The sequence below is a fragment of the Enterococcus sp. OL5 genome (assembly GCF_006491895.1).
GTDB lineage: Bacteria > Bacillota > Bacilli > Lactobacillales > Enterococcaceae > Enterococcus_D > Enterococcus_D innesii.
Genome location: NZ_VHIL01000028.1, coordinates 1 through 19,883, shown reverse-complemented (window position 1 = coordinate 19,883; position 19,883 = coordinate 1). Strand labels below are relative to the sequence as shown.

The 19,883-nt window shown below is 39.9% G+C and carries 19 protein-coding genes and 2 pseudogenes; 3 read left to right on the top strand and 18 right to left on the bottom strand.

The window, feature by feature from the left end; genetic code table 11:
• Positions 1-453: pseudogene (locus tag FJU10_RS18375) on the top strand (IS3 family transposase); the annotation flags it as partial.
• Positions 454-518: 65 nt separating this feature from the next.
• On the opposite strand, the gene FJU10_RS19905 reads toward FJU10_RS18375, so the two are convergent.
• From FJU10_RS19905 to FJU10_RS18360, 3 genes are all read right to left on the bottom strand, one after another.
• A complete protein-coding gene (locus tag FJU10_RS19905; RefSeq protein WP_140966658.1) occupies positions 519-773 on the bottom strand; it encodes an IS3 family transposase in 255 nt (84 codons plus the stop codon).
• Positions 667-1,305, bottom strand: coding sequence for an IS3 family transposase (locus tag FJU10_RS18365; RefSeq protein ID WP_223273143.1), 639 nt, complete (start codon positions 1,303-1,305; stop codon positions 667-669). The genes FJU10_RS19905 and FJU10_RS18365 overlap by 107 nt, the downstream gene beginning before the upstream one ends.
• 269 nt (positions 1,306-1,574) lie before the next feature.
• A complete protein-coding gene (locus FJU10_RS18360) occupies positions 1,575-2,921 on the bottom strand; it encodes an aspartate ammonia-lyase (RefSeq protein WP_140966657.1) in 1,347 nt (448 codons plus the stop codon).
• A 158-nt stretch (positions 2,922-3,079) separates the two neighbouring features.
• Between FJU10_RS18360 and FJU10_RS18355 the strand changes: the two genes are divergently transcribed.
• A complete protein-coding gene (locus tag FJU10_RS18355) occupies positions 3,080-3,511 on the top strand; it encodes an Lrp/AsnC family transcriptional regulator (RefSeq protein ID WP_054114513.1) in 432 nt (143 codons plus the stop codon).
• A 57-nt stretch (positions 3,512-3,568) separates the two neighbouring features.
• Here FJU10_RS18355 and FJU10_RS18350 read toward each other — a convergent pair whose 3' ends face one another.
• The 9 genes from FJU10_RS18350 to FJU10_RS18310 form a co-directional block, all read right to left on the bottom strand.
• The gene (locus tag FJU10_RS18350) at positions 3,569-4,015 is read right to left on the bottom strand and encodes an Lrp/AsnC family transcriptional regulator (RefSeq protein WP_087626998.1); all 447 of its coding nucleotides are present in this window, start codon (positions 4,013-4,015) and stop codon (positions 3,569-3,571) included.
• 86 nt (positions 4,016-4,101) lie between these two features.
• Positions 4,102-5,280 (bottom strand): MFS transporter, encoded by a 1,179-nt coding sequence (locus FJU10_RS18345; protein ID WP_140966656.1) that lies wholly within the window; start codon positions 5,278-5,280, stop codon positions 4,102-4,104.
• A gap of 14 nt (positions 5,281-5,294) precedes the next feature.
• Entirely contained in the window at positions 5,295-6,047 is a 753-nt protein-coding gene (locus tag FJU10_RS18340) for an amino acid ABC transporter ATP-binding protein (protein ID WP_140966655.1), read from the bottom strand.
• Between the two features lie 25 nt (positions 6,048-6,072).
• Positions 6,073-7,044, bottom strand: coding sequence for an NAD(P)-dependent oxidoreductase (locus tag FJU10_RS18335; RefSeq protein ID WP_140966654.1), 972 nt, complete (start codon positions 7,042-7,044; stop codon positions 6,073-6,075).
• A gap of 12 nt (positions 7,045-7,056) precedes the next feature.
• Positions 7,057-8,277: a PLP-dependent aminotransferase family protein gene (locus tag FJU10_RS18330; protein WP_140966653.1), complete on the bottom strand. Its 1,221-nt coding sequence runs from the start codon at positions 8,275-8,277 to the stop codon at positions 7,057-7,059.
• A 23-nt stretch (positions 8,278-8,300) separates the two neighbouring features.
• Positions 8,301-9,047, bottom strand: coding sequence for an amino acid ABC transporter ATP-binding protein (locus FJU10_RS18325; protein ID WP_140966652.1), 747 nt, complete (start codon positions 9,045-9,047; stop codon positions 8,301-8,303).
• Positions 9,044-9,754 (bottom strand): amino acid ABC transporter permease, encoded by a 711-nt coding sequence (locus tag FJU10_RS18320; protein ID WP_140966651.1) that lies wholly within the window; start codon positions 9,752-9,754, stop codon positions 9,044-9,046. Before FJU10_RS18320 ends, FJU10_RS18325 begins: the two co-directional genes overlap by 4 nt.
• A 12-nt stretch (positions 9,755-9,766) precedes the next feature.
• The gene (locus tag FJU10_RS18315; RefSeq protein ID WP_054114519.1) at positions 9,767-10,579 is read right to left on the bottom strand and encodes a transporter substrate-binding domain-containing protein; all 813 of its coding nucleotides are present in this window, start codon (positions 10,577-10,579) and stop codon (positions 9,767-9,769) included.
• A 35-nt stretch (positions 10,580-10,614) separates the two neighbouring features.
• The gene (locus tag FJU10_RS18310) at positions 10,615-11,367 is read right to left on the bottom strand and encodes an amino acid ABC transporter permease (protein WP_054114520.1); all 753 of its coding nucleotides are present in this window, start codon (positions 11,365-11,367) and stop codon (positions 10,615-10,617) included.
• Positions 11,368-12,026: 659 nt separating this feature from the next.
• Between FJU10_RS18310 and FJU10_RS18305 the strand changes: the two are divergent.
• Positions 12,027-12,598 (top strand): annotated as a pseudogene (locus tag FJU10_RS18305) (transposase); the annotation flags it as partial.
• A 536-nt stretch (positions 12,599-13,134) separates the two neighbouring features.
• On the opposite strand, the gene FJU10_RS18300 reads toward FJU10_RS18305, so the two are convergent.
• The 6 genes from FJU10_RS18300 to FJU10_RS19900 form a co-directional block, all read right to left on the bottom strand.
• On the bottom strand, positions 13,135-13,488 hold the full coding sequence (locus FJU10_RS18300; RefSeq protein ID WP_140966650.1) for a DUF7006 family protein: 354 nt from the start codon (positions 13,486-13,488) through the stop codon (positions 13,135-13,137).
• A 304-nt stretch (positions 13,489-13,792) separates the two neighbouring features.
• Positions 13,793-14,083, bottom strand: a complete 291-nt coding sequence (locus FJU10_RS18295; protein WP_140966649.1) for an LPXTG cell wall anchor domain-containing protein — start codon at positions 14,081-14,083, stop codon at positions 13,793-13,795.
• Positions 14,080-16,452 carry a WxL domain-containing protein gene (locus FJU10_RS18290; protein WP_140966648.1) on the bottom strand — a complete coding sequence of 791 codons (2,373 nt, stop codon included), beginning with the start codon at positions 16,450-16,452 and terminating at the stop codon, positions 14,080-14,082. The genes FJU10_RS18295 and FJU10_RS18290 overlap by 4 nt, the downstream gene beginning before the upstream one ends.
• A 53-nt stretch (positions 16,453-16,505) precedes the next feature.
• Positions 16,506-17,246, bottom strand: a complete 741-nt coding sequence (locus FJU10_RS18285) for a WxL domain-containing protein (protein WP_140966647.1) — start codon at positions 17,244-17,246, stop codon at positions 16,506-16,508.
• Positions 17,247-17,375: 129 nt separating this feature from the next.
• Positions 17,376-18,401 (bottom strand): DUF916 and DUF3324 domain-containing protein, encoded by a 1,026-nt coding sequence (locus FJU10_RS18280; protein ID WP_140966646.1) that lies wholly within the window; start codon positions 18,399-18,401, stop codon positions 17,376-17,378.
• 1,161 nt (positions 18,402-19,562) lie between these two features.
• Positions 19,563-19,814, bottom strand: a complete 252-nt coding sequence (locus FJU10_RS19900; protein WP_411268850.1) for a LytTR family transcriptional regulator DNA-binding domain-containing protein — start codon at positions 19,812-19,814, stop codon at positions 19,563-19,565.
• Positions 19,815-19,883 lie beyond the last annotated feature (69 nt).

Below are 19,883 nucleotides of genomic sequence, written 5' to 3'. Positions count from 1 at the left end.
GAAAGAAGGAACACTTTATTTATCTGTATTTATTGATGTCTGTACGAGAAAGATTGTTGGATGGTCTATGTCACCTAGAATGAAAGATCAATTAGTTGTAGATTCTTTTCTTCAAGCATTTGGAAAAGAGCAGCCTGGACCAGGATTGATTATTCACACGGACCAAGGCTCACAATACACAGGTACGAAATTCCAATCGGTGTTAAGAAAAAAGAAGCACGCGCTAGTATGAGTCGAAAAGCAAACCCCTATGACAATGCCTTAATGGAATCTTTTTATAAAACGTTAAAAATAGAGCTGATCAATGATGCTCAATTCAGCGATATCGATCAGGCTCAAATGGAAATATTTAAATATATTGAAACTTACTATAACACAAAACGCATACACTCTGCCCTTGGCTACCAATCTCCTAGAGACTTTGAAAAAAAATCCGCTTATTCTCTTAACTAAGTGTCTAGTTTTTCTTGACAACTCCATAAAACTATTCAGGAGTCGAGTTGCTTGATTCCTGTTTTTTATACCGCTAGCTTCAAAAACTCGTTTGATGCTAGTTCGTTCAACACTTCCGAATAGCGATAGTTATTGTAATAGCACATATAACTAAGCACAGATTTCTTTAACTCCTCAAAGTTCTGATAGCACTCTTGATAGAACTTCTCTTCTTTAAAATGTGCCCCAAAAATGTTCGATCGGTTGATTATCCAGGCAGCGACCGACTCTGGACATGCTTTTGATGAACTTATATTTTGCTTCAAGTGACTTATAGTCATAAGAAGTGTATTGAAACCCGCGATCACTATGAAGAAGCGGTCTTGCGCTAGGGTTCTTATACATAGCTTTTTTAACAGTATCCATGACAAGTGAATTATTATTGGAATGACCGAGCTCCCAAGAAATAATCGAATGATCATAAAGATCGATGATGGCACTCAAATAAGCCTTTCGACCATTACCGTATTCCAATTCAGTAATATCCGTACACCATTTTTGATTGGGCTTCTCAGCGGTAAATTTCCGGTTTAATACATTTTCAGCAATGTGTGCTTTCGTTGCTTTTATATAGGTCGGACGCTTTTTCTTGATCACTGCTTTGATTCCCAGTACTTTCATTAACCGGTAATAACGCTTCCGAGAATAGTGCTTCTTAAGTTTTATATTGAGCTGCATTCGAATTTGTCGATAACCGATCGCGCCTTTTTTACTGTCATATTTCTTTTTTATCTTTTTGGCTAGTTTTCTGTTTTCAAGTTCCTTTTGGGAAGGTTGCCACTTTAACCATTTATAGTAAGAAGAGCGTGCAATCCCAGCTTCCAGTTGTTTGACTTGATTTGTGACCGATCGACGATACTTGAATGATTTCTCAAATGTTTTTTCTTGCCCGTTTGAATTTAGTTCAGGCGGCGATCAATCAATTTTAACTATTCTCATTTCGCATACGATAATCATTTTTTTGTTTATCATATGATTCTTATTTTTATTTGATTGCCACGATGATAAAGAAGAATTGAAGGGTTTACCTTGCTTTGGATATTTTTCTTTTTTTAATTCTTAAAAGATATTTCCGTTTCTATTTACTGATAAGTCTCTGTTGGTAAAATAGTTTCTTTCGTAAAAAGTTCTTCGATGGAACAATTTTTTGCTAAAGCTTCTTTGACAATCGCGCTAGCTTTTTCGTACCCGATTTGTGGTGCAAGGGCTGTGACGCTCCCCGTACTGCTAGCCACGGCTTCCGCACACGCTGTTTCATTAACGGTAATCCCCGCCACACATTTATCAGCAAAAATTTGACACGCTTTGGTCAACAGTTGACATGATTGAAATAAATTATGGAACATCACGGGCTCAAAAGCATTCAATTCCAATTCTCCAGAAGCTGCCGCAAAGGTGATGGCACCGTCATTTCCAATCACTTGAAAGGCAATTTGACTAATAACTTCTGGAATGACTGGATTGACTTTGCCCGGCATGATCGATGAGCCTGCTTGTCTTGCGGGCAAGTTGAGTTCATGAAAACCAGTTCGCGGACCGCTGGCTAAGAGTCGCAGATCATTGGCGCTTTTGTTCAATGTGATGGCAATCGTTTTTAATCCACCTGAAATCGAGGCGAAACTGTCGGTATGCTGTGTACTATCAATAAGGTCATTCGCTGGCCGTAAAAGTCTTGGAAAACGTCGGTTCAATTCTTGATAGAGGTATTCTTGATAGAGATAGGACGCATTAAGACCTGTCCCAATGGCTGTCCCTCCCATATTTAAGGTCAATAGTTCTGTCGATAATTGGTGCAGCCGTTCACGGCAACGCGTCAAACTGTGGGCATATGCAGCGAAACTTTCCCCTACTGTCATTGGCACCGCCTCTTGCAGTTGGGTTCGGCCAATTTTTGCCACGTGCTGAAATTCTTTCGCTTTCATATGCCATCTGTCAATCAACTGTACTAGTGCTTCATCCAATTGTTCAATATATACAAGCAATGCCAGTTTCCCAGCACTAGGATAGACATCATTGGTGGATTGGCTTTGATTGACATCGTCTAAAGGATGAAGATATTGATATTCCCCTTTCTTATGCCCCATCAGTTCTAACCCGCGATTGGCAATCACTTCATTCACATTCATGTTGGTGGATGTTCCTGCTCCCCCCTGAAATGTATCAACAATAAATTCTTCATCCCACTTGCCCATGATGATTTCTTCCGCGGCAGTCACAATGATTTGTGCTTTTTCTTTGGATAGCGTGCCAGATTGTTGATTGGCTAGCGCAGCTGCGGCTTTGATACGTGCTACTTGTTTGATCATCGTCAGATCAACTTTTTGATCAGTGAAAGCAAAATTTTCTTTTGCGCGATAACTATGAATACCATAATAGGCCCCCTCGTATATAGGTAGACTGCCAATTGTATCTGATTCGATCCTCATCATGATTTAAACGCCCCTTTTTGTATTATATGTGATAAAATATCACATAAGAGAAAAAGACACGAGCCTTTTCAGTCATCTCTTTGTTAATCCTTGAAATTGATTCCTTTCACTTTGAAAAACAAAGAGAAACAGTACAAAAACAGAAAAGAGGAAAGTATTTGGATGAACTAGATAAAAAGTTGTTGAATCTCTTGCAGCAAAATGGTCGGTTATCGATCAAAAAGTTAAGTGAAGCGTTATTCATCACTGCACCTGCTGTTTCCCAACGAATAAAACATTTAGAAGAAACCGGGCAATTGTTGTATTATCAAGCGACGATTGACTATGAACAAGCCGGCTTGCCTATCAAAGCATTTATCCACCTGTCGATCGAACCACAGCAAAAAGCAAGTTTCTATCCTTTCATACAGGCGATCCCCAATGTGTTGGAATGTGATTGTGTCACAGGCCCATATTCAATGTTAATCAAAGTCGTTTTCCCTTCTACCAAATCATTGGACAGCTTTATCAATGACTTGCAAAAATTCGGTCGAACCAACACCCAAATCGTTTTCTCAACGCCAGTTCCCTCTCGGGGATATCAATTCTGAAAAACCAAAAAGCGCGCTTATATCACATAGACAAGCACGCTTTTTTATATACAGGGATCACTGGTCATCGACTGGCATTTGCAACCCTCGTGGTCCGACATTCGTTGAAAATACGATGTGGGTTTTGGTATCTCCATAAAATTGCAAATCTGTGATAAACCGATCCAAGACGACCGTATCACTAAAATAAACCTTCAAAAGCATAGAATAATCTCCAGTGATACAGTCACACTCGATCACATTTGGGATGTCTGCGATATAGGCGTAGAAGGCTTCTTTATCTTTGGCATTCACTGCGCAATGGACATACGCTTTGATCAGATAACCAAGTTTTTGGTAGTCGATCAGTGCCTGATAAGAACGGATATAACCAAGGGTTTCAAGGTTTTGTACCCGCACAGAAACAGATGGCGACGAAATAAAGCATTGCTCTGCGATCTGTTTGACAGTGACTCGGGCATTTTGCTGCATGATGTTCAGTATCTTGCGATCTAAGTTATCCATAATCATCCCCCGTTCTCATTATTTTCTCAGTTTATCGAGAAAACAACAGAAGCGCAAGTTGCAGATTACACCCTATGTTAAATTTTCTAACATGAACGCTGAGATAATTGGAAATAGTGATAAGCAATCATCGCCCCACAAGCAAACAGACCACACCCAAAAAACATCATGTCAAAGCCAAAAAGACTGGCAATGATTCCCCACAAAAAAGCCCCACCTCCATAAGCTACATCTAAGGCTGCTGAAAATACCGCTGTCCCTTGCCCTCGCTGCTCCTCAGACACCGATTCTAATACAATCGTATTCATCACAGGCAATAAGCCGGCATAACCGACACCATAACAACTCGCGGCCAGAATCAAGCCACTGAGCTGTGTCGTAAATGGCAACAGACAAAAAGAAACCAAAATCAATAATAAACTGCCATAAATCAATGTAGCCGTTTGGATTTTGGCGACCAAACGTGGAAATACGACCCGTGTTGTGACCGTCATGATCGACATGACCGTAAAATAATAGCCTGCGCCGATAATTTCACGTTCAAGGGCATATTGTGCAATAAACGCCACCACGCCAGAATTGGCAAAGCATATCAAAAAAAGGATACCGCTAGGAAACACAACCGCTTTGATGCGAAGCAGTTCTCGTAACGATGATTTCGCTTCGCCAGAGTGCGTATTCCCCCGTGAAAAAGGCTGTTCTTTCAAGAATAAACTCAACAAAAAAGCCGTTCCACTCAACAAGACAGCCATCCGAAAAAGTGCAGGAAATCCATAATTTTCTACAACAGCAAGTCCTATCAACGGGCCGATGGCACTCGGCACAGCCTGGGCGATACTGAAATACCCCAATCCGACTGCTAATTTGCCTTCAGGAATCGTATCAACTGCCATCGTCGCCGCTGCTGTCGCTTGCAAACTATTGCCCACCCCTTGCAAGATGCGCAGACAAAAAAGCATCAATAGCCCCTGCAGCAGATTCAATAAACTAAAATCAATCAACAGGATGGCTAAGCCCATACAAAGCAAAACTTTGCGTCCATATCGATCCAATGCCACACCGATTGGCAAACGGCAAAACAAAGCAGATAGCCCCAAGACACCTACAATGGCGCCGGATACTGCTTTAGACCCACCCAAAGAAGCAACATATAACGGCAAGGTCCCCATTTGGGTCGTGATGGCTGTCATTGCTAGTGCTGTGACCACCATCACTAAGTAAAAATCTTTCGACCAAAGCCGACTAGAGCTGTTCACCTTTTCCATATTGTGCCTCGCTTCTATACAGCTAATTGAAAACGTACTTGTGTCAAAAATTGCTGTGTACGTTCTTCTTGCGGGTCTTCAAAAATTTCTTCTGGTGTTCCCGATTCTACCACCACACCATCCGCCATGAATATCACTTTATCCGCGACTTCTTGTGCAAATTGCATTTCATGCGTCACGATGATCATCGTTTGCCCACTATCAGCCAATTGCTTCATGACATTTAGGACATCACCGACAAGTTCTGGATCGAGCGCTGAAGTTGGTTCATCAAACAGTAATAATTCTGGCGTCAAAGCCATCGCTCTGGCGATACCTACACGTTGTTGCTGTCCGCCAGACAGTTGACTAGGATACATCATGGCTTTATCTGCCAAACCCACTTTTTCTAAGGCAGATAACGCTGCTTTTTCTGCCAGTTTTTTTGGAAAACGCCGTGGTGTGCGTAGTCCTTCCGCCACATTTTGCAACACATTCATGTGGTTGAACAGCTCATAGGATTGAAAGACCATCGCTGTTTTGCGGGCGATCTCCAATCGTTGGGTTTTGCCAATATGTGCGAGATCATACTGGAAGTCACCGATAGAATAACTACCCGCGTCAGGCTGCTCCAACAAATTCAAGCAACGCAAAAAGGTCGTTTTTCCAGAGCCGCTAGGACCAATGATGCACACAACTTCCCCACGTTCAATTTGTAAGCCAACATTTTTTAAGATGACTTGTTTATCGAAAGACTTCTTCAATCCTTTGATTTCTGCTTGCAGCATACTCCCACCCTTTCTTTTCTATCGCTCAAAGCGCGATCGTATTGGCAGATTGTCCTTCTAGCAAAATATCTGTTGCATTGTTCAAAGCTGTTTCTGCAATTTCTTGTACAGCCAATTGGGTATAATATGCAATATGCGGGGTCAAAAGCACATTTGGCAGTTGATTCAGCTGTTGATAATAAGGATTTTGATCCCACCCAACTGAAAAATACCGTTCTTCATTGGCGATAGCATCTAATACAGCACCAGACAAACTCCCTTGCGCGAGTGCAGCAATCAACGCATCCGTATCAACGATTCCGCCACGTGCCGTATTGACCAGACAACTGCCAGGCTTCATCTGTTCAAAAACAGATGCCGAAAATAGTCCTTCTGATGCTTTTGTCAGCGGGATATGTATCGACAAGACGTCCGATGCAGCAATCAAGGTCTCAAAGGACACATATTCGACAATCCCCTTCAACCGAGGATTTTCACTCCTACTAGTGGCAATCACATGTCCCCCCATATGATAAATCGCTTCTGCGACTACAGCACCGATTCGACCAGTGCCTAACAAACCGACTGTTACATCTTGTAGCTCCCGACCAATCACAGACCGTCGATCAAGTTTTCCTTTGATCATTGCTGGAATATTGCGTAAAGCCATCAAGATCGACATCACAGTGTAATGGCCCACCGATGTTGGGCTATAAGAAGGGACATTGGTGACCGTCAACTGATGCTTTTGCGCCCAGTCAAAACGAACACCGTCGACCCCCGTTGATTTGATCGATAACTGCTTCATCCCTAAAATATGCAAGCGTTGGTACAGGGACTCATCTTGCTGCATAGCCAGACTAGGATACAAACAGATGCCGTCGTGCCCTGCTGCCAAATGGATATTCTCCCAAGACAAGCCCTCCATTACGATCGTCACTGGTGTTTTGTGGATAAATTGCCACCGTTCGATATAAGCAATTTCCTCTTCACTTGCCCCGTAATAAATTAATTTCATTGGCAACACCTCCTAAATGGCCCCTTCATATGCTGGCGGCATAGCGTATTCCAACGCATCACCTAATAAAGCGATCCCTTGATCGATCTGTGCCAATGTCGGCTTCGTAAAATTCAGCCGAAATGAATGCTCATAGCCTTTTCCCGCAACACTCATGATATTGCCTGGAATGACCGCAACTTTCGCCTCATCCAGGTAATCATAGAACCGCTCTGCGTCCACCTCAGTCGATAGGAAACAGGTGATAAAATAGCCGCCTGTTGGTTTGATAAAGGTAAGTTTATCCGTTGGCAGTGCCTGTAATGCTTGCAGCATGCGGGCATATTTCTCTTGATACAACAAGGTCAATTGGGCCACATGACCTTCGAAATCATGATGATCCATATATTCGGCCAATACCACTTGCCAATAAAAATTGGTGTGGGAATCGGCGGATTGCTTGGCCAAAATCAATTTTTCCATTGCAGGACCAGCAGCCATCATAAAACCAATCCGGCTGCTGGGTGCCAAAATTTTTGAAAAAGATCCCGCATAAATGATTCGTCCTTCGGTATCTAATGTTTTCATCTTAGGGATCGGTGTACCTTCATACAACAACTCACCGTAAGGATCGTCTTCAAAAATCAGCACATCATATTGACACGCCAATGCATAAATGGCTTTACGTTTTTCCAATGGCATTGATATGCCTAGAGGGTTTTGGAAAGTGGGGATCAGATACAACATTTTCACTCTTGCGTCTGTTTTGAGGATTGTTTCTAAAGCGTCAAGATCCATTGATTCTGCTGCAAGATCCATCGGTACCGGCACTGGGATCGCCCCATATCCTTTGATGACATTCACCGCACCGGAAAATGTTTGCTCCTCGCATAACACCACATCGCCTTCATTACAAAATACTTTGACCGCCAAATCCATGGCTTGGGTCGAGCCCGAAACCACCAGCACCTCCTCTTCGTTATCGATATTTGACAATTGACGCAAACGTTCTTTGATCAAGGTCCGTAAGCGCGGATACCCTTCTGATGCTCCATACTGTAAGAAAGATTCAGGATCCGCTTCGCTATATAATTTTTGCGAGATCTCTTTCAATGTGGTCATTGGAAATGCTTCTGTCGGCGGAAATCCGTAAGCAAAGGAAATAGCTGCTGCAGACTCCATATTTTTTTTTGCATTCTCTCTTAATGGAGATGCTTCTAATTTCATGATACGTTGTGCGAATTGATAGGCCATTCTATTTCCTCCCTGCATAGTTGTTAGCCAGCCAGCTGCGTGGTAAAGCGGGCTAAAAAGGCTTTGGTTCGTTCTTCTTTGGTTTCCTCGAATACTTGTTGCGGTGTGCCTTGTTCAACAATATGTCCATTCTCCATGAAAACGACTTTGTCTGCTACTTCATACGCGAATTTCATTTCATGGGTCACCAATACCATGGTCGCACCGGTTTCCGCAATTTCTCTGAGCAGCGCCAATGTCTGTCCCACTAGTTCCGGATCCAATGCCGAGGTAGGTTCATCAAACAAGATGACCTTAGGATTCAACCCCAGCGCACGGGCGATCCCGATACGCTGCTGTTGTCCACCTGACAGTTGGCTAGGATAAAAATCTTGTCGTTCAGACAAACCGACTTGATCTAACAAAGCCTCTGCTGTTCGCAGGGCAGCTTCTTTGCTTTGTTTTTTGGTCACGATCAATGGCATCATGATATTTTCTTTGGCTGTTTTATTTTGAAACAAGGCATAATTTTGGAAAACCATCGCTGTTTGCCGTTGATGGGTCAATATTTCTTTTTTACTTGCTTTGTGCAATGTGGTGGTGGTTTCTCCCAATTGAATCACACCTTGATCTGCTCGTTCCAAAAAATTGAGACAACGCAAGAAGGTCGTTTTTCCCGAACCGGAAGGCCCCAATAAGACGACTACTTCGCCTTTAGCGACATCAAGATCAATCCCTTTTAACACTTCTTGTTTGCCGAATCGCTTATGGATATCTGTTACTTTCATCATAATGCGGCCCTCCTTAGTTTGCGCAACATCCGATTTTCCAGTAATTGTGCCCCTTTTTCGATGACCAAACTAATCAGCCAATAAATGATCGCAACAGCCACATACGCTTCTAAAAAACGATAATTTTGCTGGGCCGTGATCTTAGCTGCCGCAAAAACATCGACGACACTGACCATGGAAGCTAAGGCCGACGCTTTAACCAACGAGATCAGCAAATTGCTGAACATGGGCAATGAAATCGGCCAGGCTTGCGGGAGCAGCACACGACGGATCACTTGTACGTTCGTCATGCCGATCGATTTGGCTGCATCGAACTGCCCTTTTTTGACTGCCGCAAATGCGCCCCTGAAAATCTCGCTGCTATTGATAGCAGACATTAAACTCAAGGCGGCGATCGCTATCCAAACCATGTTGAAATCTTTAAATCGCAAAGTCCAATGCATCGACTCCGCCCAAATATCAAACTGTTTAGCAGAAATAAGATATAACGTTAAAATCACTAAAACCACTGGGACCCCTTTTAAGACCGTGACAATCACTTGCAGCACTGGTGCGAGGATCTTGATCCTATACAGACGAATCAAGGCGATGATCAACCCAACCACCGCGCCAATGACTAGTGCGGTCAACGCCATAAAAAGCGTCGTACCAATATAATGACTTGCTGTTTTCAGTGCTTCGATCATAATAGACAATTGAAAACTCATCGCCATTCCTCCCTATTCTGGGACGTAATCCCCATCTAGATATTTTTCTGATAATTCTTTGATCGTTCCATCTGCTTTCAATTCCTCTAACGCTGTATTGACCGCATCAATAAAGTCTTGATCCGTTTCTTTGTTGAACAATAAGTAGGCATCTGAGTTGTGGACTGGTTCGCTGCCGATCTCTAGATTTTCACTAAATGAATTGTTCCAATTATCGACTTGATATTCTGGTGCTAACGTTGCATCGACCGCACCTGAAGTGACTGCTTGTACGATTTGCTCGTTGTTGTATTCCCCATAAACCAATTCAAAAGCATCGGGATTTTCTGCCAGATAAGCCTCAGCCATTGCTGCTTGGTTGGTAGCAGTCGTCACATAGACTTTTTTCCCTGCTAAATCATCGAAGCTATCATAGACCGTACCGGCATCTGGATCAGAGACGATATACGTATCCCAGACCACATACCCAACATCCCCATAGACGAATTTTTCTTTCCGTTCATCATTGACTTCATATTCATAGGCAGCCATCTGGACTTTATTGCTTTCTAAATTTGATAAAGTCGTTGGGAAATCCGCCCCTTCAAAGGTAAAGGTATAATCAGTTAATTTTTCGTCGATTGCTTTAACGACGGCGACATCATAGCCATCATATTCACCATTTTCGTCTAAATACGCATATGGCAATGCTTCATTCCCGGTACCCACCTTGATTTCTGTTGCATCACTTGCACCACTGCTTGCAGTGTCGGCAGAACTGCTTCCGCAAGCCCCTAAAACCAAAAGTGTCACCAATGTACTTGCACCTAAAATCGTTCTTTTCATTTGAATTCCTCCCTTTCCCTCTACCCAAAATTTCCCTATGTTGTTTTGATTTTTTGCTGTTTTTTGGTCCATGATATCAGTGGTACTTTTGCTGTTTGTTGTTTTGTTTTCGAAAAACTCATCCGACGTTCCAGACCGGTGAAAACACGTTCTAAGAGGAAGCTTAAGGTAATAAACAAGATTGCCGCACCGACATAGCCTTCAAGTGTATGGAAGGTCACTGCGCCTATCGCTCGCGCTTTGCCGACAACATCCACGACCCCAATGGTAAAAGCCAGCGATGTGTCTTGCAGCAGTGCAATCGTAGTTGTACCAAATGCAGGTAATGCGACACGGACAACTTGCGGTAAAATCACTTGTCGATACATTTGTGTTTTCGTCAATCCGCAAGCAATGCTCGCTTCCTTCTGTGTGACCGGTACACTTAGAATCGCAGCCCGGAAAGTTTCAGACTGAAAGGCAGCAGTATTTAATCCGTAGGTGATATAGATGAAAATGATTTTGTTCCATGAAGAAACATCGATATGTATCATTTGTAATAAGGCGGGTACACCATAATACACCACATAAAGCTGGACCAATATCGGTGTGCCTCGAATAAATGAAACGAAGACTGCCGCCAGTTGACTGAGAAATGGCACTTTCTCGACACGAATAAATGCAAGCAAAATCCCTAAAAGCAAGCCTACGATTGTCGCTACGCCTACGATCATCAGCGTGACCGGCAAGGCACTTAAAATCTTTGGAAAATACTCCCAAACCAATTGCCATTGAAAAAATGCGGACATATCGTTCCCCCTCAATTTACAGTATATATTTTCAGAATTTTCTGATTTTTTACAACAATACCTTATTAAGTATAGATAGGCAATATATATCTGAGTTAAACTACAATTATTTTGAAAATCAGTTCTTTTATTAAAGAAAAAAAAGAAGAAAACGATAAAATCTTTATTCTATTTAATTGTAAAAAAATAAAATATAGTTTTGAATTCAAGCTTAAATTTGTTCGAGGCTATAATGAAATAAAAGCAGAAAAATCTTATTTAGCTAAGAAATATAGAGTGAAATTCAGAAATCAGGTGTGAGATTGGTCTAATACTTATCAACAATTAGGTGAATGAGGAATTCTGCAAAAACGTCAAATTCAAAGTTACTTTATTCATTTCAAGATAGATGCGATAGAGTTATATAACACAACTTAGCTAACCTATCTTTTTGTCCATAAAAATCTTGCCATTCCATTCTACACACCCTATTTTTCTGTCTAGTGTAGTGTTGCCGATTCAAACCATATAGCCTTTTGCATCATATCTACTTAATCATGACATCCGCTTTTTCGAGTTCCCTTATAGAACGGAATATAAGATATGCACTTATTTTCTAGTCCTACAGATAGATCCCCTCCCCAGGCTAAAATACTGAGTCCTATTCCACACTCTAACCGCATTATTTGGTCGCCGATTCAGGCTATGGTTCAGAAAGCAATTACCGTTATTTAGAAGATAAACTTTCTCAGCATACTGCACTTATTCCTTATGGAACGATGTTTAAAGAACAAAGCAAGAAATGGTAGACAGATTAATGAATTGGGTTTACGAGCCCAAGGAGGACTTTTACATCGACCCCAAAGGGGTACGATTCAATTTTCATGCCTACCGTCAACGAACAGATTCGGATGGCTTTACCCAAGATTTTAAAGAATACCAAGCAGAAAAAACGGATGCGAATCAAGCGTTCATTCCTGAAGCCTTAACCCCAAAGAGGAATCTGAGAAAGATCACTGTAAATCCGTCTTGGGAGTATTATAAAGAAAAACAAAAAGAACGTTTATCAACGCCTGACATTCAAAAAATATATGGCCGGAGAAAAGTCGACGTGGAAACAGTCTTCGGATTTATGAAGACTTGCTTGGGCTTCACTGGACACACGGTTCGAGGCTTAGAGAAAGTCAAAAAACAGACGGGTTTACTCATTACGGCAATCAATATGATGAAATTGACAAAAATAGGTACTTGAACTACTCAAAATGAGTAAATATCCACCCGTGAAACGGGTGGATATTTACTTTAGATATTAAAAAACATATAGTTCTCTAGTATGATTAAATCACGACAAAATAAACAACTTAGAGGACGATATGCTATATGAATGATCATCTATCAACTCAATCGTTGTAATGATTTGCGAAAATGGAACCTCTTCTTGTGTTTTGGAAGTGGAGACAGTGCAGGTTTGTTTTTTTATCTGTTTCGCACGCCTCATTTGTACACTGCTTAGAAAAATATTTGGACTCCATTAATTGAACCATCTCTGCCAAGACTCATGTTGCGTACACTCGTTGTCCTTGTGAATTCTTAAAAATTTTATTTAAATACGGACTGTAACCCCGATAAGCATTCTTTTTTCTAATTGTCAAGGGTTTCTGCTGGTTCTAGTCAAACGACCTAATTGATAACATCAGCTTCTCTTTGACCACTTAGAGTTAATATTATTTTAGGGATTGCACAAAATTATTGAGCACTCTCTAAAAAAAGTGTTTTAAGTAAATCTAATTACTTTACTTTAAAAATAAGTGAATGATTAGTAAAATCATTTAACTTATAGCCACAAAGCTCTTTATTATAAGATAGATAATCTTTTTCAACAATCTCCAAAACTTGTTCATCAGTAAACCCAAAGTCATCAATTGACACCAGAAGCTCCCTTAGTAAAACCAGCTTTGAATCGATACCTAAAATTTGTGGAATGATTTCCCAAAAATTACTCTCATGTAATCCTCTCACCGCTTGATTCATTATTTTTTTCTGGTCTTCAACATATTTTTTTATAAGTTTATGCTGGAACCATTTCTCTTCTTCAAACTGAAATTCTTTAATATATTGATCAATTCCATTCAACGTAGACACGTATCTATCAACTCCTCTTACTTTTTTTATTTATCATTTATTTCTTTTCCAAATCGGCACTCTTGAATACTAAGTATTACGTACTCAATTATTTTTATAATTCATATATGTTCTTTGAAGTCAGTAAACACCTTTAACTTTAAACTATAAAATTAGCTAGTTCAAACTTTTTATTTTTTAATGACCAAGATTTTCGTATGTATTCTTTTTAACTGCTTCTTCAGAAAAGGATACGGCACTATATGTTTCTGTAATATATTTCTTTCATACTGTAAAACATCATTGCATATAGCACCGAAAAACCTTACTTTTCTTTCCTCTTTTTCAATAGCCAAACTAATAGAATCAGACTGCATCCCAACAAGCTCATTAAAGAAATTGCACTTCCTGTTTGTGGGAGTGTATTCTGATTATCTATTTTTGATGGCTGGCTACCTTTTTCATTTTGTTCTGAACTTTCCGTTTCTTCTTTTTGATAAAATTGTACAACCGCTTGATTCTCATAAGTTGATGCTTCTACGTTAGTTAAAGGATTCAAACAATTCGTATAAAGAAAACTTACGCCAAAACAGAGTGCGATTATTTTTTTCTTCATTCGTTTCCTCCTAACGTAGGATCTCCTACTAGTTCCCAAGTTACTACTGAGTGATACGTTCCCCTATCAACTGGTGTATTCGACGGTAACGTCAATTGTACGCCTGTCAAAGATCCATTCATTGATTCCCCAATTTGAATCACTGTTGTCCCTTGTTCTCCTTCATACACCCCATTAGGATTGCTCATTGTCCCAACCAACTGCGGGGCTTGACTTAATACAATGTCTTTTGACGGAACCACAAACCAAGTATGAACCGTTTCTAGGACACTTAAACCTTTTAATGTCATCGTTGCACCAATCAACGCTTGTTTTTCTGTATTCACAAACGGACTAGCTGAAACATACATAGACCACTGTGTGGTATTGCTATAATCATTAATTGTGATGGTTGGTGCATGTTCACCTTTTGCTGCTACAACTTGTTGGCGACTGGATTGCTCAATATTTCCGAAATCAAAATTTCCATTTGTTATTTTAGTCAGTTCTAGTTGGCCAGGATTAACTGTGAAATCTACTTCATAGTTCATTGAAAAACTATATTTTTTATCCCTAGTTTGCGTGACTTTAATAATCGCTTGTCCTGATTCTCCTGGAATTAAATCATCCGTAGTAACTAGTTCATATGTGATTTCTTTTTCTTCTAAATCTGTAAAATCATCGTGAAATGTAAAAAATTCAGCTATTCTTCTTTGTAATTCCTCGGTTGAGTCATTCGCATCAAAAACCACATTATTAGTCGATAGTTGATTGACTCTTAGTAATTGATACCCACTTTCTGTAATCATATAAAGTGCTTCTTGCCACCCTACTGCTTCTCGGACAATGTTTTCGTTTCTAGAAATCCAGGTATTAGCTCCGTTGTAATTTTGACTAGCGTTTCCAAACCGATTAACACTCAAACCGATTACATCACCATAACTACTCTCTATATTTTTTAAATTGTTATTCCAATTTCCTACCACATTTCGTCGGCTCTGGTTCACAGTCCCCACTGATAGTCGATGAATTAGATTGTCGTAATGTTTATGATAAATAGAATACACAGGTCTTGAAGTTACTTGATTACTGTTGAGTGTGGACCCATATCCTTCTACAGCGATAAGAGATGGCTCGTTATCACTAATGTGGAGAGTGATTGCTCCAGTGCTGGCATCTGTTGCGGCTTCTTTAGAGAATATTGCGTTCCCCCATACGACTTCTACAGGAACATCTATTTGCAATTCTGATCCTGTGTCTAAATGTTTAACAGTTGCTTGTATTACTTGAGACTGCACAAGATTTGTATCTGGTTGATTTTTTATCGTTACTTCATAGTTATCGTAAGGTACCTCTACATTATTTAATGTTACATTTTTGACCATACCTCTCAATTGTTCATGCGAAAATACTCCACCTAATGGAATTGTTTGTGGAACTGCCACAGCTTCTAACAAGTTATCCGCATACACATAAGTCACTTCGGTAGTTCCTGGAATATAGTTTCCAGATGCTTCCCCTATGATTTTTTTAACATGAAATCCGTCTAAATGTAAAGCCTCTGTTGTGTATTCATCTCCTGGCCTTGCAATTGTTTGAGTAGATTCAGCTAATTGATTTCCAGATTCATCAATATGACTTACATTAAGTATCCCTGCTTTGGCCATTAAAGGCATACTCGATGTTACATCAGGGTCTCTTCTAACCATATCACCACGTGTATTTGCGATGAATCCTCCAAAAGTAAGTGCACCAAAATTGAAATATCCCTCTGCGGTAAGATCTATGTTATCAATAGTACTGACAATTCCGAAAATCTCAAGAGTTACCCATCCATTTCCCGGGGAACTATCTGCTCTTGTTCGAAAATCCACATGATCAGACGCAATGCTTGGAAAAAAAGCAGCACTGATATCATTTCCACGCGCATCAACCGCACGAACTCTAAAACCTGCAAACTGACTACTGATTCCATAGACACGAGCACTATTATACGCACCAGGATTCGCTCCGTTAAAAGCGGTAGTAAGTTCCATACTAATTGTAGCGATCGGAATCTGTTCATCTCTGTGCCAGTCATCTATTATGCCAGCTTCAATGCTAGATACTCTTTGGTTTCTTTGGACCTGATCTTCGGCATCCCGCTCAATAATCTCTTTAGTTAAGGGCTCTGTCGAATTTTCAACAATTGTTTGATCGGCCCCTTTAGGCGTTTCTGTCTCCGGCTCTTCTTCCTGCTGTTCCTGATCACTCTTAGATTCTTGGGTCTCTTCTTCATCAACTGCTTCACTCGTAGTTTCTTCGATCGCCGTAGCTATAACGATTACGGGTGATAAAAATTGAGTTGACAAAACTAGACTCAATACAAAAACAATTAGAATTTTTTTCATTGGACTAACCCTTTCTCTTTAGTTTCTATGCTGGAGAATAGGGGGAGTCCCCCTTATTCTCCAGTTGTATTCGTTGGATCCGCGACTAACTCCCAAACAAGTGCCGTTGAGTAGGCTGTGTCATTTTTCGTAGTATTGGCTGGAATACGTAAGACAACGCCATCAGTATGGCCTTCGCTATTCGCATTACCTAGAGCTAGTGTCCATGCACCAGCCCCTTGTGAAGCATTGGCTGTTGCCAGAGTTTGTGCAGTTTCTCCCAACACGATCTCATTTTGATTCACAACTGGCATAGCTGCTGTTGGATTTGCATAACGCAAACCACTCAAGGTGATCGTTGCGCCTTGCAGCTCATGCCCGCTTTCATCACTCAATTGTTTAGGTTGTGATACTTGTAACTCCCAGCCTAGTCGATCACTTCCCCGACGATCTTCCGTTGCGACAAATGGTACTCGTCCTTCTTCTGTTGTACCAGAAAACACCTGATCCAATCGCGCCTCTTGAACGATCTCACTGGAAACATTTTTAATTTTTCCAAAATCAAAGTTTGAAACATAGTTGATTCGTAGTTGGCCTGGATGAGGGTTCACTGGTACTTCAGGATAAATTTCTTCTCCTGGATTTTCTGGATCTGGAATCACCGGATTAGATGAATCATTTTCTAAAATAGTCACAGTTCCTTCTGTCCTTGCGTTTGTCGCATCTTCATACTCTGCTGCCTGACTAGTCAATGTCCCTAATCCCATACTTCCTGCTAAAATTGCCGCTGCTACTGTCATAGTTGTTTTCTTCATTGTTATTCCTCCAAATTTTGTTGTTTTTCGTACGTGTTGTTTCTTTTCTTCCTTCTTTCTAATTGATTTAGTATTTTTCCCCTTCCGGGTTCAGCTGGATGAACACTATAAACCAGCATGTTTCATTTTTTAAAGCAATTCACCTTTTTTTCGATTCATTCCAAGCCATCTGCCAAGAGTCAAGAGAACAAGAAGTCCGGCTCCTCCTAAAGTCAAGTACAAAAGATAAGGAGTCCCTTCATCAATATTTACTGCACTTTGATTTAACTGGCGGGCTTCTGACGCATCAATTGTAAAGTTTTCTTCAAATTGATATGTCTTCCCATCTGCAGTAACTTTCATTTTAAGAACATAATCACCAGCTTTCACCGGTCGATCCCCCGTTGGTATACCAAAATTAAAATTCGAATTGGGTGCCATACGCAGATCATAGGCATCGTACGTATAAATTGTTGCATTGCTTCTCTTTTCAACCACAGAAGATTCCACACTCATATTGCGAACAATCGCGGCTGCACTATTTTGAATATTGGCTTCAATAAAGTTCCGGTAATTTCGTTGGCCCGCTGTAATGCCTTTTAACTGTAAGTCATTCTCAACTGCTGCCCCGTCTTTTTGGTTTAACAAAACACCCACAGTGTACGCAACTTCATGAACCACGGTTTGTTCACTTGTATTTTTAACTTCTTCCGTAAATCGAATACCTCCAAGAATATCTCCTGTCCAGTCCTCTTCTGGGAATGAAACCACTGCTTTCAAGGTGACAGAACCTGACGCTGGAATCGTCCGTTGCGCTTCTTCAATCTTGACAAGTTGATCCATTCGATGGGTTAATGAAGAGTCGTATTTTTCTTCTTTCAAATAACTAGGAATACCATTTTCGTTGGTTGAAGCAGGATTCACCGCAGCTTTTACAGTAATCGTTTCATCAGTCGCATTATAAACTTTAATAGAAATTTCACGTTTTTCTCCCGGTTGACCAATGAAATGGTAATAACCTTGCGCATTCACATTTCCCTCCTCGTCAAACGTTTGAATCGAGAAATTATTCACATCATCTGCATAACCTGTTTGATGAAAAAAACCAAAGCACAGGATTACCATCAACAGAACCAACGGAACTGTGTGTTTTTTTTGTTCTTTTATTGTTTTCAATACAATTTCCTCATTTCTACTTCTTGTGCTTATTCAGTATATGTCCCTGACGCATTGTCTGGTGTTTTTAATACAAACTAGCCGGAGATCTCTTTTGATTCATTATTATGTGGCAATTCGACTCTCCACTCAAAAATTGACTGACCTGCTAGTTGGTTAGCACTAGAATCATGATACTTATCAGTCACAGGTGCAGCGTTACTTCATTCGTAAACACAAACGATTTACTTGTAAACGTTCTGGACTCTTTTGTTTAACATCCGTTTTGCAACAACACATTACTTTATATCAATCCTTTAGCCAATTTTTCATTTTTCTCCCCAAAATTGCCTTTATATATTAAGAAAGGTTAGGACTTATGAATAATATTTTGACGATACATGCTTCCGAAATTGTCCCTATTACTTTTATAATTTATATATCTAACTAATTCTCCTATTTATTTTTTCTTGTTTCTAAAGAATAATGTACTAACAACAGATAAAAGAACAGCGCCTTCTCTTTGATATAGCAAATTCGATGTAGATCCCTTCTTAGGAAAACTCATATTTAAATTTTCTTTACTAGTTGCTTTTGTTACTCTCATTGCTGTTTTCTAGTTTGTATCAGTATTTACTTATTCTTGTTTATTTAAGTGGTTTGTATTTTATTACAATTTACTTCTATTTTGATAATGAATTTCATATTGATTAGCTTTTGTCGTATCTGCTATCCCGGTAACTACTACATCTTTCAGAGTTATTCATTTTCCGTTTTTATCTGTCGATAAAACAAATTTGTCTGCCGATTTCCATTTGGCCATACATATATAGTGCTGTCTTAACAGCAATTCTCGTTTTTTATTCTTTATATTCCTCTGTTTCAACTATTTATTCATTTAATGAAACTGTCTGACTCTCAAAGACCTCTGTTTCCACAATATTCGCTTCAATCTCATTTCAACTACATTCATTCACTTTATTAATCTTTGGTTCACTTCTTAGTTCAGTTGTTTCGCTTTCTTTAACGACAAATACTTTCTTTTCAGTCATATCTTCTTGAACAACCTCGGAAGTTTCTTTAATCTTTTCAGATTCCAATATATCTGAGACAGCTGATAATGGCCAAACAACTTAGGTATTCACTAATGAACCAATCACTATGTAGTTCAGTCCCTTTAGACTAGTTTTCTTCGTGTCCTCCCATTAAATTGTTATATTTTTGTATAATTTTAGAAGAAATTCTTTTACCTATTTCTAAATTTTCGCCATTAAAGAAAATTAGCGTATTGCTAGAGCGATTTATTTTTTTTATTTGCTTTAGATTTATAATGTAGAATCTAAAAACCATAAAATATTCAGGCAATTCTATTTTTTTTACTTCCTTTATCGCTGTATGAACGTAATCGATTGATTTTGATTGATGAATTTCGATTCTATTTCTCTCTCCTTAATCGTTGTGATGAAATTTACACTATCAATATCAAAAAAACACTTCCTTTTA